The organism is Corynebacterium sp. HMSC036E10, from assembly GCF_001836265.1.
Lineage (GTDB): Bacteria > Actinomycetota > Actinomycetes > Mycobacteriales > Mycobacteriaceae > Corynebacterium > Corynebacterium coyleae.
Genome location: NZ_KV827977.1, coordinates 421,355 through 439,125, shown reverse-complemented (window position 1 = coordinate 439,125; position 17,771 = coordinate 421,355). Strand labels below are relative to the sequence as shown.

Annotated in this window: 16 protein-coding genes; 14 read left to right on the top strand and 2 right to left on the bottom strand. The window is 61.8% G+C overall.

Going from position 1 to position 17,771, the window contains the following annotated elements; translation table 11 throughout:
• The first annotated feature begins 24 nt into the window (after positions 1–24).
• The 11 genes from HMPREF2736_RS05990 (at position 25) to ileS (ending at position 12,713) form a co-directional block, all read left to right on the top strand.
• Entirely contained in the window at positions 25–1,419 is a 1,395-nt protein-coding gene (locus HMPREF2736_RS05990) for an FtsW/RodA/SpoVE family cell cycle protein (protein ID WP_070450878.1), read from the top strand.
• A 12-nt stretch (positions 1,420–1,431) separates the two neighbouring features.
• Complete coding sequence (locus HMPREF2736_RS05985; RefSeq protein ID WP_070829103.1) at positions 1,432–2,508, top strand: UDP-N-acetylglucosamine--N-acetylmuramyl-(pentapeptide) pyrophosphoryl-undecaprenol N-acetylglucosamine transferase; 1,077 nt, start codon at positions 1,432–1,434, stop codon at positions 2,506–2,508.
• On the top strand, positions 2,508–3,929 hold the full coding sequence (gene murC / locus HMPREF2736_RS05980; RefSeq protein ID WP_070829101.1) for a UDP-N-acetylmuramate--L-alanine ligase: 1,422 nt from the start codon (positions 2,508–2,510) through the stop codon (positions 3,927–3,929). Before HMPREF2736_RS05985 ends, murC begins: the two co-directional genes overlap by 1 nt.
• A 17-nt stretch (positions 3,930–3,946) precedes the next feature.
• Positions 3,947–4,624 carry a cell division protein FtsQ/DivIB gene (locus tag HMPREF2736_RS05975; RefSeq protein ID WP_070829195.1) on the top strand — a complete coding sequence of 226 codons (678 nt, stop codon included), beginning with the start codon at positions 3,947–3,949 and terminating at the stop codon, positions 4,622–4,624.
• A gap of 132 nt (positions 4,625–4,756) precedes the next feature.
• Positions 4,757–5,971 (top strand): cell division protein FtsZ, encoded by a 1,215-nt coding sequence (gene ftsZ / locus HMPREF2736_RS05970; protein WP_070422197.1) that lies wholly within the window; start codon positions 4,757–4,759, stop codon positions 5,969–5,971.
• A gap of 14 nt (positions 5,972–5,985) precedes the next feature.
• Entirely contained in the window at positions 5,986–6,711 is a 726-nt protein-coding gene (gene pgeF / locus HMPREF2736_RS05965) for a peptidoglycan editing factor PgeF (protein ID WP_070829099.1), read from the top strand.
• On the top strand, positions 6,704–7,390 hold the full coding sequence (locus tag HMPREF2736_RS05960) for a YggS family pyridoxal phosphate-dependent enzyme (RefSeq protein ID WP_070829097.1): 687 nt from the start codon (positions 6,704–6,706) through the stop codon (positions 7,388–7,390). The genes pgeF and HMPREF2736_RS05960 overlap by 8 nt, the downstream gene beginning before the upstream one ends.
• A 35-nt stretch (positions 7,391–7,425) precedes the next feature.
• Positions 7,426–7,908, top strand: a complete 483-nt coding sequence (locus HMPREF2736_RS05955) for a cell division protein SepF (protein ID WP_070483971.1) — start codon at positions 7,426–7,428, stop codon at positions 7,906–7,908.
• 22 nt (positions 7,909–7,930) lie between these two features.
• Positions 7,931–8,239, top strand: coding sequence for a YggT family protein (locus HMPREF2736_RS05950; RefSeq protein WP_070450893.1), 309 nt, complete (start codon positions 7,931–7,933; stop codon positions 8,237–8,239).
• A gap of 131 nt (positions 8,240–8,370) precedes the next feature.
• Positions 8,371–9,330 (top strand): DivIVA domain-containing protein, encoded by a 960-nt coding sequence (locus tag HMPREF2736_RS05945; protein WP_070829095.1) that lies wholly within the window; start codon positions 8,371–8,373, stop codon positions 9,328–9,330.
• A 218-nt stretch (positions 9,331–9,548) separates the two neighbouring features.
• The gene (gene ileS, locus HMPREF2736_RS05940; RefSeq protein WP_070829094.1) at positions 9,549–12,713 is read left to right on the top strand and encodes an isoleucine--tRNA ligase; all 3,165 of its coding nucleotides are present in this window, start codon (positions 9,549–9,551) and stop codon (positions 12,711–12,713) included.
• Positions 12,714–12,787: 74 nt separating this feature from the next.
• Here ileS and HMPREF2736_RS05935 read toward each other — a convergent pair whose 3' ends face one another.
• Complete coding sequence (locus HMPREF2736_RS05935) at positions 12,788–13,951, bottom strand: S1 family peptidase (RefSeq protein WP_070450898.1); 1,164 nt, start codon at positions 13,949–13,951, stop codon at positions 12,788–12,790.
• 217 nt (positions 13,952–14,168) lie between these two features.
• On the opposite strand from HMPREF2736_RS05935, the gene HMPREF2736_RS12380 reads away from it, so the two are divergent.
• The 3 genes from HMPREF2736_RS12380 to HMPREF2736_RS05920 are packed head-to-tail and all read left to right on the top strand — an operon-like array spanning position 14,169 to position 16,881.
• Complete coding sequence (locus tag HMPREF2736_RS12380; protein ID WP_070829092.1) at positions 14,169–14,759, top strand: hypothetical protein; 591 nt, start codon at positions 14,169–14,171, stop codon at positions 14,757–14,759.
• Positions 14,707–15,456: an HNH endonuclease signature motif containing protein gene (locus tag HMPREF2736_RS05925; protein ID WP_210399444.1), complete on the top strand. Its 750-nt coding sequence runs from the start codon at positions 14,707–14,709 to the stop codon at positions 15,454–15,456. The genes HMPREF2736_RS12380 and HMPREF2736_RS05925 overlap by 53 nt, the downstream gene beginning before the upstream one ends.
• A gap of 42 nt (positions 15,457–15,498) precedes the next feature.
• Positions 15,499–16,881: a DNA polymerase IV gene (locus tag HMPREF2736_RS05920; RefSeq protein WP_070450902.1), complete on the top strand. Its 1,383-nt coding sequence runs from the start codon at positions 15,499–15,501 to the stop codon at positions 16,879–16,881.
• Here HMPREF2736_RS05920 and HMPREF2736_RS05915 read toward each other — a convergent pair.
• Complete coding sequence (locus HMPREF2736_RS05915; RefSeq protein WP_070829194.1) at positions 16,870–17,763, bottom strand: asparaginase; 894 nt, start codon at positions 17,761–17,763, stop codon at positions 16,870–16,872. The genes HMPREF2736_RS05920 and HMPREF2736_RS05915 overlap by 12 nt on opposite strands.
• Positions 17,764–17,771 lie beyond the last annotated feature (8 nt).

Genomic DNA, 17,771 nt, shown 5'->3' with positions numbered 1-17,771 from the left:
CTTCTCGAATGAAAGGGCAGCTGCATGGCGGTGCAACAGGGGACAACGCGGCGTGCCCCGCGATCGACCGAGCCAACCTCAAAATTGGCGCTTAAGGTGCGCAAATTCGAGGAGTTTCTGGATTCCCGGCCGCTCATCGACTACACCATGATCCGCAGCATTGTCCTGGTGCTTGCAGGTCTTGGTGTGGTCATGGTGATGTCGTCGTCAATGGCGACGTCGTTCGCAGATTCCGAGAGCGTCTGGGGCGTGGCCATCCGTCAAACCGTCATGGTCATCGGTGGCCTGATCGCGTTTTGGGTGGCGCTGAAAACGCCGCCTGAGCGGCTGCGCAGCTTCTCCGCTGTCCTGATGGCCGCTTCCGTTATTTTGCTGATCTTGGTGCTCACGCCCTTGGGCACCGGCCGCGAAGAGGTAGGTTCCCAGTCGTGGATTGTGCTGGGCCCGCTGCGCCTGCAGCCATCGGAGGTGGCCCGTGTGGCTATCGCGATGTGGGGCGCGAAGGTGCTCGAACACAGAAATCCGCAACGTTTGTTCCAGGCCAACAACGGTTTCCTCGCGTTCTTTATCGTGGCTGCAATCTGTGTCGCGCTGATTGCCGCACAGGGCGACATGGGTATGGCTTTGTCGTTCGCGGTTGTGGTCGCCTTCATCCTGATCTTCGCGGGTGTGCCAAAGAAGGCAATCGTTTACCTGGGAATTGGTGGCGCGTTCTCACTGATTGTGGCGTTCTTGTCCGGAGGTTTCCGCTCTGCGCGTTTCCACGTGTATTTCGACGCACTGCGCGGCCACTTCGATGACACGCAAGGTATTGCGTTCCAATCCCACCAGGGCTTTTTGTCGCTCGCAGACGGCCACATTTTCGGTGTCGGTCTTGGCCAGTCCCGCGCGAAGTGGTTCTACCTGCCTGAGGCACGCAACGACTTTATTTTCGCGATCATCGGCGAAGAGCTCGGCCTGTGGGGCGGCACCTTGGTTATTTCCCTGTTCGCGTTGCTGGGCTTTTTCGGTTTTCGTACCGCTCGGCGTGCGCAGTCGCAGTACCAGACGCTGATGGCGGCGGCGCTGACGGCAGCGGTTGTTTCGCAGGCGTTTGTCAACATCGGCTACGTCATCGGTCTGCTGCCGGTGACCGGCATTCAGCTGCCGATGCTCTCTGCTGGCGGTACCTCGGCTGTGATCACCCTGGGGGCGATGGGTGTGTTGGCAAACGTGGCTCGCCACGAGCCGGATGCGATTTCCGCGATGCAGAACTACGGCCGCCCAGTGTTCGACCGCATGCTTGGCGTCCAGGAGCCCCGTCCGATCACACAGCAACGCCAGCCTCGCCAGCACCCACGTGAGCAGGTACAGCGCAATCACCGCCCGACGGCGCCGGTGCGTCAAGCCACTGGTGGGCCGCGCCGTGTGCGTAGATAGCAGGAGGATTACATGAGTGAACTCAACGTCGTCTTGGCAGGCGGCGGCACCGCAGGCCATATTGAGCCAGCGCTTGCCGTGGGGGAGGTGTTGCGCGATCGGTTCGGTGCGAACGTCGTTGCGTTAGGCACCGAGCGGGGTTTGGAAACCACGATCGTTCCCGCCCGCGGGTTCGAGCTGGCGTTGATTGACCCGGTTCCCATCCCGCGCAAGAAGCCGTGGAAGCTGGCCACGGTGCCGGCGAAGTTGCTTCGTTCCGTGAATCAGGCGAAGCAAGCGATGAAATCTTCGGGTGCTCAGGTGGTGCTCGGTACCGGCGGGTATGTGTCGGCGCCGGCGTACTTGGCGGCGAAGTCGCTGCGGCTGCCGTTTTTCGTGCTGGAAACCAACGCGCTTGCGGGGATGGCAAACAAGCTTGGGGTCAAGCTCGGTGGCGTTGGCCTGAATGCGGTGGCGAACTCGGGGATGGCCGGCGACGTCGTCGGCATTCCGGTGCGTCCCGGTGTCGGGGTCGACCCGGATGGGGCAAAGCGTGAGCGTGGCTTGCGCACGTGGGGGCTGGATCCGGAGAAGACGACTGTCCTCGTCACTGGTGGTTCTCAGGGTGCGGTGAGTATCAATACGGCACTCGCTGGCGCGGTTGAGCGTATTACCGCTGCGGGTCACCAGGTGTTGCACGCCTATGGGCGCAAAAATGATGCCCCTGCACCCCACGAGGGTTATACGGCAGTGCCGTACATCGACGACATGGAGGCGGCGTACGCGGTCGCAGATGTTGTTGTGTGTCGCTCCGGTGCGATGACGGTTGCGGAGAACTCTGCGGCTGGTGTGCCGGCGATCTACATCCCGTTGCCGCATGGCAATGGCGAGCAGGGGTTGAACTCGGCACATTTGGTTGCCACAGGGGCGGCATTGCGTATCGACGACGCCGAGCTCAACGGCGACGTACTCGTCGAGAAGCTGCTGCCTTTGCTCAATAACGACGATGCGCGTGCCGAGATGCGTCGCGCAATTGCTCAATCCGGTGCCGGCAATGTTGCCGAGGACCTCGCGCGCCGCATTGCTGATGCGGCTGGAAAGGAAAACTGATGACGGATCTCTCACGCGTGCACCTCATTGGCATCGGCGGTGCCGGCATGTCGGGCGTGGCGCATATCTTGTTGGACCGAGGCGCAACCGTGACTGGCTCTGACGCGAAGGACTCCCGTCCGGTTCGCGCACTGAAGGCCAAGGGCGCGAAGGTGGCGCTTGGCCACGACGAGGCCAACCTGCAGCTCTCAGGCGAGCTGCCCACCGCGGTGGTGACGAGCTTTGCTGCTATCCCGCAGGACAACCCCGAACTCGTCCGCGCCAAGCGGGAGGGTGTTCCGCTGCTGCGCCGCTCGGACCTGCTGGCCGAGTTGATGGAGGGCCGTACTCAGCTGTTGCTCGCTGGCACGCACGGCAAGACTTCGACGACGTCGATGGCGGTCGTGGCGTTGCAAGCAGCAGGGAAAGACCCGTCGTTCGCGATCGGCGGGCAGCTCAACCGTGCCGGCACGAACGCTCATCACGGCCAGGGCGAGGTTTTTGTCGCGGAGGCCGACGAGTCGGACGCGTCGCTGTTGCGTTACTCCCCAGATGTCGCCGTGATTACGAACATTGAGCCGGATCACCTGGACTTCTACGGCACGCGTGAGGCGTATTTCAAGGTGTTCGATGATTTTGCGGACATTGCGAAGAACATCGTGGTGTGCCTAGATGACGAACACGCCGCAGCTTGCGGTGAGCGCGCAATCGAGCGTGGTCTGACGGTTTACGGATACGGCACTGAAGAAGCTGCGAAGCGCCACCCGAGCGTGCCGGCAGCGGCGGTGATTACCGAAGAGCGCCAGGAAGGCGAGCACACCGCAGTCGGTGTGCGTTTGCGCACGCCTGATGTCTCCGGCGAGGTCACCTACAGCATGGCTATCCCGGGCCGCCACATGGTGCTCAACTCGGCAGCAGCGCTGCTCGGTGGGGTACTCGTCGGCGCGAGTCCGGAGAAGCTCGCCCAGGGGCTCAGCGAGTTCACAGGCGTGCGCCGTCGTTTCGAGTACAAAGGCAGCGTCGGCGAGACTCGCGTGTACGACGACTACGCCCACCACCCGACCGAGGTGGAGGCGGTGCTTACCGCGGCCCGCGACAAGGTGGAGGCAGAAGGCAACGGTGCGCGTGTGGTCGTGTGCTTCCAGCCGCACTTGTACTCGCGCACCCAGGAGTTCTCCAGCGAGTTTGCTAAGGCATTGTCGCTGGCAGACGAGTGCGTGCTGTTAGATATCTACGGTGCCCGTGAAACCCCGGTTGAGGGTGTGACCTCGCGCATTATTAGCGACGAAATGACCATCCCGGTGCACCTTGAACCGGACTTCTCTGCTGCTCCTGCAACCGTTGCGTCCGTGACCGAGCCGGGTGACTTGGTGCTCACGATGGGGGCGGGCAGTGTGACCATGCTGGCAGACGAGATCCTGGATGCGTTGGCGGGCAAGTAATGTCCACGAAAGTTCCCATGCCTGACTCAACTGAGGAGCAGCCGAAGCGCCGGAAGATCCCGTACGGTGCGATCGCAGCAACGGTGGCCATTGTTGTGGCTGTGTGCGCGGCTGTTCCGTTCACGCCGCTGATGAGCGTGAACGATATTGCCGTCGAGGGGTCCGTGAACCTGCCCGAGGAGGAAGTACGCAATCTCACCGGGATTGATTACGGCACGCCGATAGGCAAGGTGAAGCCGCGCCGAGCCGCCGAGAATGTTGCCGCAAACCCCTGGGTGGATTCCGCAACAGTGTCGCGCGCGTGGCCGAACGGCGTCAGTGTGGAGATCACAGAGCATGATCCGGTGGCGTGGGTGGACATTGATGGCCAGCCGCACCTGATCGACCGGGAGGGCCGCGATTTCATCGTTGCGGCGCCGCCCGCAGGCGCTGTGGAGATCCAGGGGGTGGCCCAGGAGCGGTTTGCGCAGGCGGTGGAGGTGGCGTCGTCGATTAGTGATGTTGCCCGGCCTCGCGTCCGCGCGCTCAAAGCCAACGGTGACTACACCTACACGCTCGTGCTTGACGACGACCGCGTAGTCCAGTGGGGAGCTGCAACCGACAATGCGAATAAGGCGCTGGCGCTCGAAACCGTGCTCCAGTTGGAAGGCCACGAGTTCAATATTTCTAACCCCGAGTTGGTGACCTCGCGCTAAAACCCCAGGTCACAACCCTAAAGTACAGGTTTAGGGTTGTGACACGCCGGGGGAGAACACAAAAAATGCTTCGCTTTCAAACATGATGGGACGCAACTGAACACCCGAGTTTTGAAAGGCGAGACTTACGCTATGACTTCTCCCGCCAACTACCTCGCCATGATCCGCGTCGTCGGTGTCGGCGGGGGCGGCGTCAACGCTGTGAACCGAATGATTGAGGAGGGGTTGAAGGGCGTCGAATTCGTCGCCATCAACACTGACTCGCAGGCGCTGCTGTTTACCGATGCCGACACCAAGCTCGACATTGGTCGAGAAGCCACCCGTGGGCTGGGTGCAGGCGCGAACCCCGAGGTTGGCCGCACTTCCGCCGAGGACCACAAGCAGGAGATTGAGGAGTCCCTGAAGGGCTCCGACATGGTCTTCGTTACCGCAGGCGAAGGCGGCGGCACCGGTACTGGTGCGGCCCCGGTCGTCGCAGGTATTGCAAAGAAGATGGGCGCACTGACCATTGGTGTTGTGACCCGCCCGTTCACCTTTGAGGGCAAGCGCCGTACCCGCCAGGCGCTGGCTGGCATTGAGAACCTGAAGGAAGTTTGCGACACCGTCATCGTGATCCCGAACGACCGCCTCCTGCAGCTGGGCGACGCGGAGCTTTCCATGATGGAAGCGTTCCGCGCGGCTGACGAGGTGCTCTACAACGGTGTTCAGGGTATTACCAATCTGATCACCATCCCGGGCATGATCAACGTCGACTTTGCGGACGTGCGCTCCGTTATGGCTGACGCTGGCTCCGCGCTCATGGGCGTCGGCTCTGCGCGCGGCGAGAACCGTGTGATGACCGCAACTGAGCAGGCCATCAACTCCCCGCTGCTGGAGACCACCATGGAGGGCGCCAAGGGCGTGCTCATCTCCGTTGCTGGTGGCTCCGACCTCGGCCTGATGGAAGTTAACAACGCTGCTTCCATCGTGGAGGAGAAGGCCGACGACGATGCGAACATCATCTTCGGCACGATTATCGACGACAACCTGGGCGACGAGGTCCGCGTGACCATCATCGCCACCGGCTTCGACGAGAAGGCCAACGCTCGTCCTGCCGAGGACGCCCCGCAGGCAAGCGTCGTCGCTCCGGCCGAGGAGCTCGAGTCCCAGCCGGAGAAGCCGGCCGAGCCACGCACTGAGACCCGGACCGAGACCCGCGCCGAGCAGCCGTCGGAGAGCTACCAGGCTCGTCACCGCTACGAGCCAAACCGTGGCCTGTTTACGGACCGTGAGGACTCCCGTCCGCGCCGCGACGAGGAGTTCGGCGGCGGCTTCGACGATTTGGATGTGCCTGATTTCATGCGCTAGTTAGACTGGCTGGCATGCCAGATCTTTCCAACCGCCCCGTCCGCATGGTGTTTACTTCCCGTGCTGGCGGGGTTTCGCGTTCTCCGTACGATGCGTTCAACCTGGGAACGCATGTTGGCGACGACCCAGCCGACGTCGCCGCGAACCGTCAGCGTCTCGCCGACATCTTGGGCCTTCTCGCCGAGCGTTTCGTGTGGATGGAACAACTCCACACCAACACCGTCACCGTGGTCGACGGGCCCGCGGATGAGCCGGTTGCGGCCACTGACGCGATCGTGACTCGCGAGAAAAACCTCGCACTGTGCGTGCTGGTTGCGGACTGCACCCCCGTGCTGCTGTCCGACCACAGCGCAGGTGTGATCGCCGCAGCCCACGCGGGCCGTATGGGAGCGCGCAACGGCATTGTGCGCCGCACCGTCGAGGAGATGGTGGCGCTTGGCGCAGCCCCGGAGCGTATCCAGGTGCTGCTCGGGCCGGCGGCGGCAGGTGAGTCCTATGAGGTGCCTGCCGAGATGGCTGCGGACGTCGAAAAGCATTTGCCCGGCTCGCGCACAACCACCAAGCAGGGGACCGCGGGCATCGACGTCCGTGCCGGGCTTGTGCGCCAACTGATGAGCATGGGCGTGACCCACATCGATGCGGATCCGCGCGATACCATCACCGATGCCGACTTCTTCTCCCATCGCCGCGAGGGCGTCACCGGACGTCAGGCCGGCGTGATTTGGATGCCAGATGCATAACCTTGAAACCGTAACCAAGCAGATTCACGACGCCGAGCGTGCCGCAGGTCGCCCGGAAGGCAGTGTGCGACTGCTACCTGTGACCAAGTTCCACCCGGTGGAGCGCATCATCGAACTTGCCGACGCAGGCATCACCCTCGTCGGCGAAAACCGCGAGCAGGAGGCCCGCGCGAAGGCTGAAGCTCTGGATGGGCGGTGCCAGATCGCGATGATCGGCCAGATCCAGTCCAAGAAAGCCAACGCTGTGGCGCGCTGGGCCGCGCAAGTACACTCGCTTGACTCTGTGAAGTTGGCGCACGGCCTCGACCGTGGCATGGCGCTTGCCCTCGAGCGCGGCGACCGCACCACGGACACCCTGCCGTGCCTGATTCAGCTTTCCGACGACGGCGATACCGCCCGCGGCGGCGCCTCCTACGATGACGTGCCGGAAATCATCGAGGCGGTTGAGAATTCCGAGCATCTTCGCCTCGACGGTTTCATGGTCGTGCCCCCGCTGGACTCCGACCCCGAGACGGTGTTCCGCAGGGCACGTGCGCTTGTCGACGACACCTCCGCCCACCTCGGCCGCGACCTCATCTTGTCGGCCGGTATGAGCGGGGATTTTGAGACAGCAATCGCGTGCGGATCCGATCTCGTGCGTGTCGGAACAGCGCTGCTTGGGCCCCGCCCCGTAGGCTGACCTTCATCGCAAAACCACCCCCAAGGAGCCCCACTATGTCCTTCTTTGGCAGCGCAAAAGAATTCTTCGGCCTCGGTCCGATCGAGAACAACGAGGACGACGCCTACTTTGAGGATTCGCGCTACTCCGAAACTTCCTCGACTGCTGGCGCTGGCGCGTACGACCGTGCTGAGCGTCCGTCGCGTTATGAACGTGACCACCGCGAGGTGTCGTCGACACGCGCCAGCTACCGTCCGACCCCGCGCATCGTCAACGTGTCTCCGCGTAATTACAACGATGCCAAGGAGATCGGCGAGCCGTTCCGCGATGGCGACGCAGTGGTTATGGATCTGACCGACCTGGATACCGCCGACGCGAAGCGCATCGTCGACTTTGCTGCTGGCCTGTGCTTCGGCCTGCGCGGCAGCATGCACAACCTGTCCCGTGGTGAGGACACTCGCAAGCGCCTGTTTGCCATCGTCCCGGAAAACGCCAACGTGGACAAAGATGCGCTGAAGCGCTCTGCAGGCCTGCGCTAGCGAACCTGTAGGGTGTGAACGCGTGGCACTTATCGGAGCAATTCTCTACGCCGTCATCGGCATCTACTCGCTATTTGTCGTCGTGCGCATCATCATTGAGATGATTCAGGCCTTCTCGAAGCACTTCGACCCGCCACACTGGTTCATCATGGTGGCGGAACCACTGTTCAAGATCACCGACCCTCCAGTGTTTGCATTGCGCAAGCTCATCCCCCCGTTGAGGTTGAACGGGGGAGTGGGGCTCGACGTGAGCGTGATCGTGCTATTCCTGGCGCTTTCGCTGCTCCAGATGGTTATTCGGGCGACGATGATCGTTCCGGCACTGCATTAGCGCGCTGTCATGTGCGTTGTGTAGACGAAACAGTTACAATTCAGCAGACAAATTAAGTACGTTCCCGTAACGTGGGGCGCATTCGCGACCCGCAGACGCGGGTCCGTTACAAGAACATGAAGGGAACGCAAATGCCGTTGACGCCAGCTGACGTGCACAATGTCGCTTTCAGCAAGCCCCCGATTGGCAAGCGGGGCTACAACGAGGACGAAGTTGATCAGTTCCTCGACCTGGTTGAAGACGCGCTTGCACAGCTCCAGGATGAAAACGAAGAGCTCCGCGCACGACTCGAAGAGGGTGGCGCTGGCGTAGCGGCACCGGCAGCAGCCGGTTCTTCCGCAGACGAGGCTGCAATCCGCCGCGAGGTGGAGCAGAAGATCCGCGCTGACTACGAGGCGCAGCTGCGTTCCGCGAAGGAAGCCAAGGACAAGGCCGAGGCTGAGGCTAAGGCTGCCAAGGAAGATGCGGCAGCAGCCCGCAAGCAGGCTGAGGAAGCTCGCGCACAGGCTGCGAAGAGTCCGGCTGAAGGCGTGTCCAAGGCGGTCAACACCGCCCCGCAGAAGGCAGAGCCTTCGCAGGATTCGCACATCCAGGCTGCCAAGGTGCTCGGCCTTGCACAGGAGATGGCAGACCGTCTGACCAGCGATGCCCAGGCAGAGGCAACCTCCATGCTGGCAGACGCACGCAGCGCTGCAGAGCGTGAGGTGGCCGAGGCTGAGGCGAAGTCCAAGAAGCAACTGCAGGACGCTCAGACCCGCTCCCAGTCTCAGCTGCAGGAGGCGGAGACTCGCGCCAAGCAGCTCGTCGCCGAGGCCCAGAAGAAGGCCGAGGAGACCACTGGCGAGGCCGCTTCCCGCGCCGAGGCCCAGATCCGCCAAGCGGAGGAGAAGGCCAACAAGCTCAAGGCAGATGCAGAGCGCAAGCACACCGAGATTATGAACACGGTGAAGCAGCAGCAGACTGCTCTGGAGAACCGCATTGCGGAGCTGCGCACCTTCGAGCGCGAGTACCGTACTCGCCTGAAGACGTTGCTTGAGTCCCAGCTCGAGGAACTCGAGGCCCGCTCAACTACGGCGCCGAACGAGAAGTAAAACCTCAACGCCCGGGAGTGCTACACTTCCGGGCGTAACGCTTTGATCCGGCTATCACCGGGGAGCATTCCGGAAGAACGGCATCATGCTTATTAGAACCGGACGTTAAATGGGAAGACGTCACTTCCTTCACCACAAATGAAGTGGGGGCTTTCGCCCCAAGCAGGGTGGTACCGCGCAGCACATGCGTCCCTGCAGATTGTGTGTGGAGGAGTGTCATGGTTGGCAACGTCTACCCTAAGGTCGATATGACCGGAGGCAGCGACAAGTTTCCCGAGATGGAACGCGCTGTGCTCGACTACTGGAACAAGGATGAAACGTTCCAGGCATCGCTTGAGCAGCGTGAAGGTTGCGAAGAATACGTGTTCAATGACGGCCCGCCGTTTGCTAACGGTCTGCCTCACTACGGCCACCTGCTGACGGGCTACGTCAAGGACATCGTTCCGCGCTACCGCACGATGACTGGCTTCCATGTGCCGCGTGTGTTCGGCTGGGACTGCCACGGTCTGCCTGCGGAGCTTGAGGCAGAAAAGCAGCTCGGCATCACTGACAAAGCCCAGATCCATGACATGGGTCTGGAGAAATTCAACGAGTACTGCGCCAAGTCCGTCATGCACTATGCCGGCGAGTGGGAAGAGTACGTCACCCGCCAGGCTCGTTGGGTCGATTTTGAGAACGGCTACAAGACCATGGACCCGGAGTACATGGAATCTGTCATGTGGGCGTTCAAGGAGCTCTACGACAAGGGCTTGATCTACCAGGGCTTCCGTGTGCTGCCGTACTCCTGGGCAGAGCACACGCCGTTGTCCAACCAGGAGACGCGTCTCGACGATTCCTACCGCGACCGCCAGGACCCTACCGTCACCGTCACCATGCCGTTCACCGGCGGGCGCGCCGGCTACGCTGCGGAGAAGACGTGGGCTGAGCACCCTGAACTGCACGATGCGGCTGCGATCGCCTGGACCACCACGCCGTGGACGCTGCCGTCGAACTTGGCGTTGGCGGTTCACCCGGAGGTTGAATACTCGTTGGTGAAGCCGGGGGATGAGGGTGTCGTCGATACGCCATTGCTCTTGGCGACGAACCTGCTCGGCGCATACGCGAAGGAACTCGGCGAGTACGAGGTCATCTCCACGTTCACCGGCGCCCAGCTCGAGGGCCTGGAGTACGAGCCGGTATTCGATTACTTCCGCGATCATGAGAACGCGTTCATGGTGCTTAACGCGGACTACGTCACCACCGAGGACGGCACCGGTGTCGTCCACCAGGCGCCCGCCTTCGGTGAAGACGATATGTTCACCTGCCAGGACTACGGCATCGATTTGGTCATCCCCGTCGACGCCGACGGCAAGTTCACCTCGCTGGTTCCGGACTACGAAGGCAAGTTGGTCTTCGACGCGAACCGCGACATCATCCGCGACCTGCGCGCCAAGGGCCGTGTCGTGCGTGACCAGACCATCGTCCACTCTTACCCGCACTCCTGGCGCTCCGGCGAGCCACTGATCTACATGGCGCTGCCGGCTTGGTTTGTGAAGGTCACGGACATCCGCGACCGCATGGTCGAGCTCAACCAGGAGATCGACTGGATCCCGTCGCACATCCGCGATGGCCAGTTTGGCAAGTGGCTCGAAGGCGCTCGCGATTGGAACATTTCGCGTACCCGCTACTGGGGCTCCCCGGTGCCGGCGTGGGTATCCGATAACCCGGAGTACCCGCGCGTGGATGTCTACGGTTCCCTCGATGAGCTCGAGCGTGACTTCGGTGAGCGCCCCAAGTCGCTGCACCGTCCGCACATTGATGAACTGGTGCGTCCGAACCCGGACGACCCGACCGGTAAGTCCATGATGCGCCGCGTGCCGGACGTGCTCGACTGCTGGTTCGAATCCGGCTCTATGCCGTTTGCGCAGTACCACTACCCGTTTGAGAACCGCGAGGAGCACGACGCTCGCCAGCCGGCTGACTTCATCGTCGAGTACTCGGGCCAGACCCGTGGCTGGTTCTACGTCCAGCACGTGCTGTCTACCGCGCTGTTCGACCGTGTGGCGTACAAGAAGGTCGTCGCCCACGGCATCGTGCTTGGTTCCGACGGCCAGAAGATGTCCAAGTCCAAGGGCAACTACCCGAACGTCAACGAGGTTTTCGACCGCGACGGTTCCGACGCGATGCGTTGGTTCCTGATGTCTTCGCCGATCCTGCGTGGTGGCAACCTGATCGTCACTGAGCAGGGCATCCGCGAGGGCGTGCGCCAGGCGCTGCTGCCGATCTGGAACGCGTACACCTTCCTGCAGCTGTACTCCTCTGAGGACGCTCAGTGGTCGGTGGATTCCGACAACGTGCTCGACCGTTACATCCTGGCCAAGACCCACGACTTGGTGGAGGCCGTGGGCGAGGCTCTCGACGACACGCGCATCGCCGATGCTTGCGATGAGGTGCGTCGCTTCGCGGACACCCTGACCAACTGGTACGTGCGTCGCTCCCGCGACCGTTTCTGGGAAGGCCAGGAGGCCCACCCGGAGGCGTTCAATACGCTTTACACGGTGCTTGAAGTCGTGACCCGTACCGTCGCGCCGTTGCTGCCGTACATCTCTGAGGTGATCTGGCGTGGTCTCACCGGCGGCCGTTCGGTGCACCTGACTGACTTCCCGAAGACAGACAACCTGCCGGCGGATGCTGACCTGGTCGCTGCGATGGATGCGACGCGTGCGGTGTGTTCGGCGGCGTCGTCGGTACGCAAGGCGAACAAGCTGCGTAACCGTCTTCCACTGCCGAAGCTCACTGTTGCTCTGCCAGAGGCTGATCTACTTGAGCCGTTCCGCTCCACCATTCGCGACGAAGTGAACGTCAAGGACGTTGAGCTCACCGCGGATGTGGACTCGGCTGGTTCGTTCGAGGTCGTCGTTAATGCGAAGATTGCTGGTCCGAAGCTGGGCAAGGATGTCCAGCGCGCGATCAAGAACGTCAAGGCTGGCAACTATGAGCGTCGTGGCGACGACGTGGTGGTCGACGGAGACATCGTGCTGACTCCGGAGCTCTACACCGAGCGCCTCGTCGCCGAGAACCCGGAGAGCACTGCGCGTGTCGACGCCGACGCCGCCGTCGGCCTCGTCGTCCTGGACACCAACGTCACTGAGGAACTCGAGGCTGAAGGCTGGGCCGCCGATGTCATCCGTGGCCTGCAGGATGCGCGCAAGCGTGAGGGCCTTGAGGTCTCCGATCGCATTGCGGTTGTGCTTGCGGTGCCGGCTGAGAAGGAGGAGTGGGCTCGTCGTCACGCAGAGCACATCGCCGCTGAAACGTTGGCAACCTCCTTCGATGTGGTCACCGAACCAGTCGAAGGCCATGATGTTGTCGACGGTGTGACCGCCACCGTTCGCAAGAATTAGGCGCTGACGGACTATGCCGCTGCATAGTGGATCCTGACCCGGACCACTATGCAGCGGCATAGTGTTTTTAGGGGCTAGCCGTGAAGCGTGAGGCCCCAGTGCTGCATTGCGCCTGCGATTTCCATGCCGCTGGTGAGCGTCTTGTTGTAGTCGCTGCCGTTCGACGTCACCCCTAGCGCCCATGCGTCCGTGCCGTCGAACGCGAAGATCGCGCCTCCGGAATCGCCTCTGTCAGCGATGTTGCGAAACACGAATTGGCCGGCCCTATCTACCTCGACGAATTTGCCGCAGGAGTAGCCAGTGGTGGCACCGAGACGGCAAATGGTCATGTTGCCTTGCCCCGCTTGTGCTGGGGTGATCCAGCCCTTCAATCGGGAATTTACGGGCAGTGCGGAATCCACGTACGGCTTGGCATCGTCGTAAATCTCAATCAGTCCGATGTCGGTGCCGATAAAGCCCGTGTTGTCGCGCTCGTAGAAGGATTCGACCATCTCGCCCACAACCAGTGACCCGCCGTATTGGTCATTGACGTAGAACTGGTCACCCACATCGCCGCAGTGCCCGGCAGTAACGATGAATGTGCGGTTTTCCCGCGACGCGATAAAACCAGTAGAGCAGTAGCTTTTGTTCACGTTGTAAATCTTCGCGCCAGGTACAACCTTGCCCGGAGCCTCGAGAAACAGCCAGTCTTGTTTGTTGTGATAGTAAATGCCCAGGTTGTCGTCCCTGCCGGTTACTCCCGCGCCGTTGTTTCGTGGGTCGATGCGTTGCGGGTCCACGGCCTGTGCCTGTGGTTGCTGCGGCTGTGCGTGCTGTCGCTGTGCTTGCCTTGTGGGGCTGGATTCCGATTGCGGGGCGAGAAAGTTCTCGGGAGGGAAATAAAAATTGCTCACTTGGGCGTCGGAGCCGTCGATCGTGCAGCGGAATGTGAATTCACCGATGTATTCGTCATTGCTGAGAAAACCGGAGATCTCGCTGTCGAACGTCTGTCCTGTGATTGCGTCGGTGGGCACTTCGTGTGCATAGACCGTTAGGGCGTCGTAGGCAACGCCGTCGGCGGTGGACGCGTTTCTGGCGGCGTTCTGACATAATTCGGCGACCTCAGTCGGTGTCAGTTTGGTCTCGGGAGCATCGGCGGCGATATCTTCTGCACCGGAACAGGCAGTGAGCGCAGTGAGCGTGGTCGCGGATGCGAGCGCTACCGAGATTAACGTTTGGATGATCTTCACAGATGTCATGGTGACACATCGTGGCGACGAATGTGTCGACTATGCAGCGGCATAGTTTTTCGAACAAAGAACCGCCGTCTGCTCCAAACTATGCAGCGGCATAGTGAAAAAGCTGCGCAGCCAAGGTGGGGGAATGGCCTCTTTGGGTAGATTTGAGGAAAACTATTTACTCGCACACCTATTCGATATATAAAGGTGTCAATGTTTGTAAACAAGGGGTGTGAACATGACAGTTGCAGTGAGCCAGTGGGTGGCTGATCGAACGAATGATTTGTCGGCAGAGGTGCTCGAAGACCGGATTAAGGTCAACCACCTTTCGGCCAATCACCATCGTGCGCGGATGCTTGAAGCAGTCGGGCAGTTCGATGAGCAGGATCTCGCGTCGCAGTATGGGGAGAAGTCGACCGCGACGTGGTTGCGTAGGGAACTCAACCTGCCCGAACCGACGGCCTTTGAGTATGTGAGGGTTGCCCGGGGCCTGCGCAGGTATCGCCGGTTATTCGAGGCGTTTGAGTCTGGGGTGATGCCGTATTCGACGGTTCGTTTTCTCCTGCAGTTTCTAGACGAGCAAAACGAAGAGGAGCTTGTCGCTCTTGCGTTGTCTCTGGCGTTTTCGGACCTGAAACTTGTGCTCGCCGGTGCCGGGCCGAAAGACGATGAGCCGACCGAGCCCTTCGCCCGGGCCAGCGAGTGCGACGATGGCATGCTTGCGTTCGAGGCCCGTGGCTGGGCAGAAACTTCTGACCGCGCTGAAAATGGCGCAGTTGGCCAGTTTTGGTCTGGAGGACGTCGATCCGGAGGATCTCAACGATCCTGAAAAGGTGCAACTGCTTATCGACGACGCCACCAACGCCAAGGATGCTGTCGCCTCTGAGCAGGATCGCGAACCACGGAAACGGACAAAGATCACCGCCGAAGACATCGCGAAGACGGTTTCGCGCTACGGGCCTCCGGAGAAACAGGACGTTTACGCAGCGTTGCTGGCCATGGTGGATATGGTGCGGGCTCACCCGATTAGTCCGCTTCGTAGCCCCGGTGTGCAGGTCAATCTCATGGTGAATCAGGGCGGGGGCTGTTGGATGCCCGAAAACCGTGCCGCACGGTCAGAGGATGTGCGAAGCTACCTTGCTAACGCCGTGGTGCGGTTGCACTTGATGGACAAACATGGGCTGACCATCAACGTCGGCCGTGCACAGCGGTTCGCCACTGACGGCCAGGTGCAGGCGTTGCTAGCAACGTGGGGGTATCAATGTGCCATGCCTGGGTGCTCGCATCGCCGGTTTATTGAGATCCACCACATCCGAGAATGGGAGCATGGTGGCTCGACCAACATGGATAACCTCATTCCACTGTGCTCGAGTTGTCACTCGCAGGTTAGCCACGGGACGATCACAATTGAAAGCAGGGGAACCGACCTGTTCTTCACGTTTAACGATGGTGCGCGGTTTGTTTCCCGCGGGCGAGGGTTGCCGCGTCGCCTGGATTTCATCACGGGTACCTCATTCGATGAATGACGAAATTGGAACTCGGCGGTAGCGGTGGTGCACAGTGGTGGCATGACTCGCTGGGTGCTGCATATCGACATGGACGCGTTCTACGCGTCATGTGAGCAGCTCACCCGTCCCACGCTGAAAGGGCGGCCAGTGCTCGTTGCGGGTGTGACCGGCCGCGGGGTCGTGGCGGGCGCCAGTTACGAGGCAAGAAAGTATGGGGCGCGCTCCGCCATGCCAACACACCGGGCGGCACGTCTGGTGGGGCCAAAAGCAGTTCTTGTGGCACCCCGGCGGGCGGTGTACACGACCGCGTCGAGGCGAGTGTTCGAGGTGATTAGCAAGCACGTTGATGTGGTGGAGCAACTGTCCATCGATGAAGCCTTCATGGAGCCAGCTGAGCTCATTGGTGCTACCCCTGACGAGGTGCGTGAGTGGGCGAACCAGTTGCGCGCGGAGATCAAGGAGGAGACTGGCTTGCCGAGCTCGATCGGAGCTGGGTCGGGCAAGCAATACGCCAAGATTGGTTCGGGCCGCGCGAAACCGGACGGAGTGTTTGTCATCCCGCATGAAGAACAGTTAGAGATCCTGCATCCGATGCCGGTCAATGAGTTGTGGGGTGTGGGGCCGGTGACGGAGGCGAAGTTAGCGTCGGCGGGGATCGAGACGATTGGGGATTTGGCGGCGCTGACCGAGAAAGAACTCGATATCGCGATTGGTGGTGCGGTGGGCAAGCAGCTGTGGTGGCTTGCTCGCGGTGTGGATGAGCGGCCGGTTGCCCCGCGTGCTGTGGCGAAGCAGATCTCCTCCGAGCACACCTACCCGAACGATTTAACCCAGCCGTCGGAGGTAGACACTGCGCTGGAACGTGCGGCAGCGGATTCGCATCGACGGTTGCTCAAGGACGGGAGAGGGGCTCGCACGGTGACAGTGAAGCTGCGGATGGCGGACTTTCGCATCGAATCCCGCTCGGCGACCCTGCCGTATGCAACCGACGATGCGGAAACCCTGCTCGCAACGGCGTTTCGACTGGTGCGTTACCCGGACGAAGTCGGGCCAATCAGGCTTGTGGGGGTGTCGTATTCGGGCCTGGAGGATGCGCTGCAGGATGTGTTGTTTCCGGAGTTGGATCAGGAGATTGTGAAGCCGGCGCCGGTGGCGGAGGACTACGAAACTGGGGTGAGTGATCATGCCGCACCGGCTGGACTCGAGGTGGTCTCAGAGATGGGAGACACGCCAGGGCAGTGGCGGGCTACCCAGGACGTGTTTCACCCTGAGTTTGGGCACGGTTGGGTGCAAGGGGCCGGCAAAGGGTGGGTCACGGTGCGGTTTGAAACTCGCGCGACGGGGCCTGGCAGGGTCAAGAGCTTGCGTAGCGACGATCCCGCGCTCGTCCCGGCCGACCCCGTCGATTCGTTGGCGTGGGAGGACTGGCTGTCAGAGCAGTGAGCTGGGATTCACACCGGTGGCCAGGGCGGTGAGCAGTGCGATACGAGCTTGGCCGGGGGAGAGATGGCCGGCGGGCAGCGCGCCGAGGTCGCCGAGGGTAGAGCCGCCACCTGCGCCGCCGTAGGCGAAGGTCACTGCACCGTAGGGGGCAGAAGTGGCAATCACTACGGGGATGCCGCGGCGCAGCATGTCGCGAAGTGCTTCGCCGGTGCCGTCGGAGACGTTGCCGGCACCGAGGGCCTCGACAATGACGCCGTCGGGGGACTTCGAGGCGACAAGATGTGCAACGGTGCCGTCGTCACCTGGCCATGCACGCAGGATCGGCACGAACAAGCCGTCCAATGGCGCAGCGGGGACAGGCATAGGTCGGCGCAGTGAAACGGGGACGTCGAAGGCGTCCAGATCGGTAGTGTGCCGCTTGCGTAGGCCGCGTGCAGGCAAGGTTGCGCCACCGAAGTGAACGAAGGCGCCACCGCCGCGTTGGGTGGCGGCCACCTCGATCGCGCCACGCAGGTTTGCGGGCCCGTCAGGGTGGGGATGATCGGCGGAGCGCATCGCACCGGTCAACACGACGGGCCGTTCATCGCGGTGGACGAGTTCTAACGCGAGGGCGGTTTCTGCCAAGGAGTCGGTGCCGTGGGTGATGACGAGGCCGGTGAGGGTGTCGTCGTTAAGCAATGCGCTAGTGAGCGCACGAAGGCGGTCGATGTCGGCGAGCCCCATTGACGACGAATCCAGGCTCGCGATCTCGCGAGTTCGCACGTCACGGGTTGTTTTGCTGCGGGCGACAAGTTCGTCGGCGGACAGGGTGGGCACCAGTGCGCCGGACACATCGGCGGTGGAGGCGATGGTGCCTCCGGTGGAGACAACGTAGACGGTCATGTGCACCA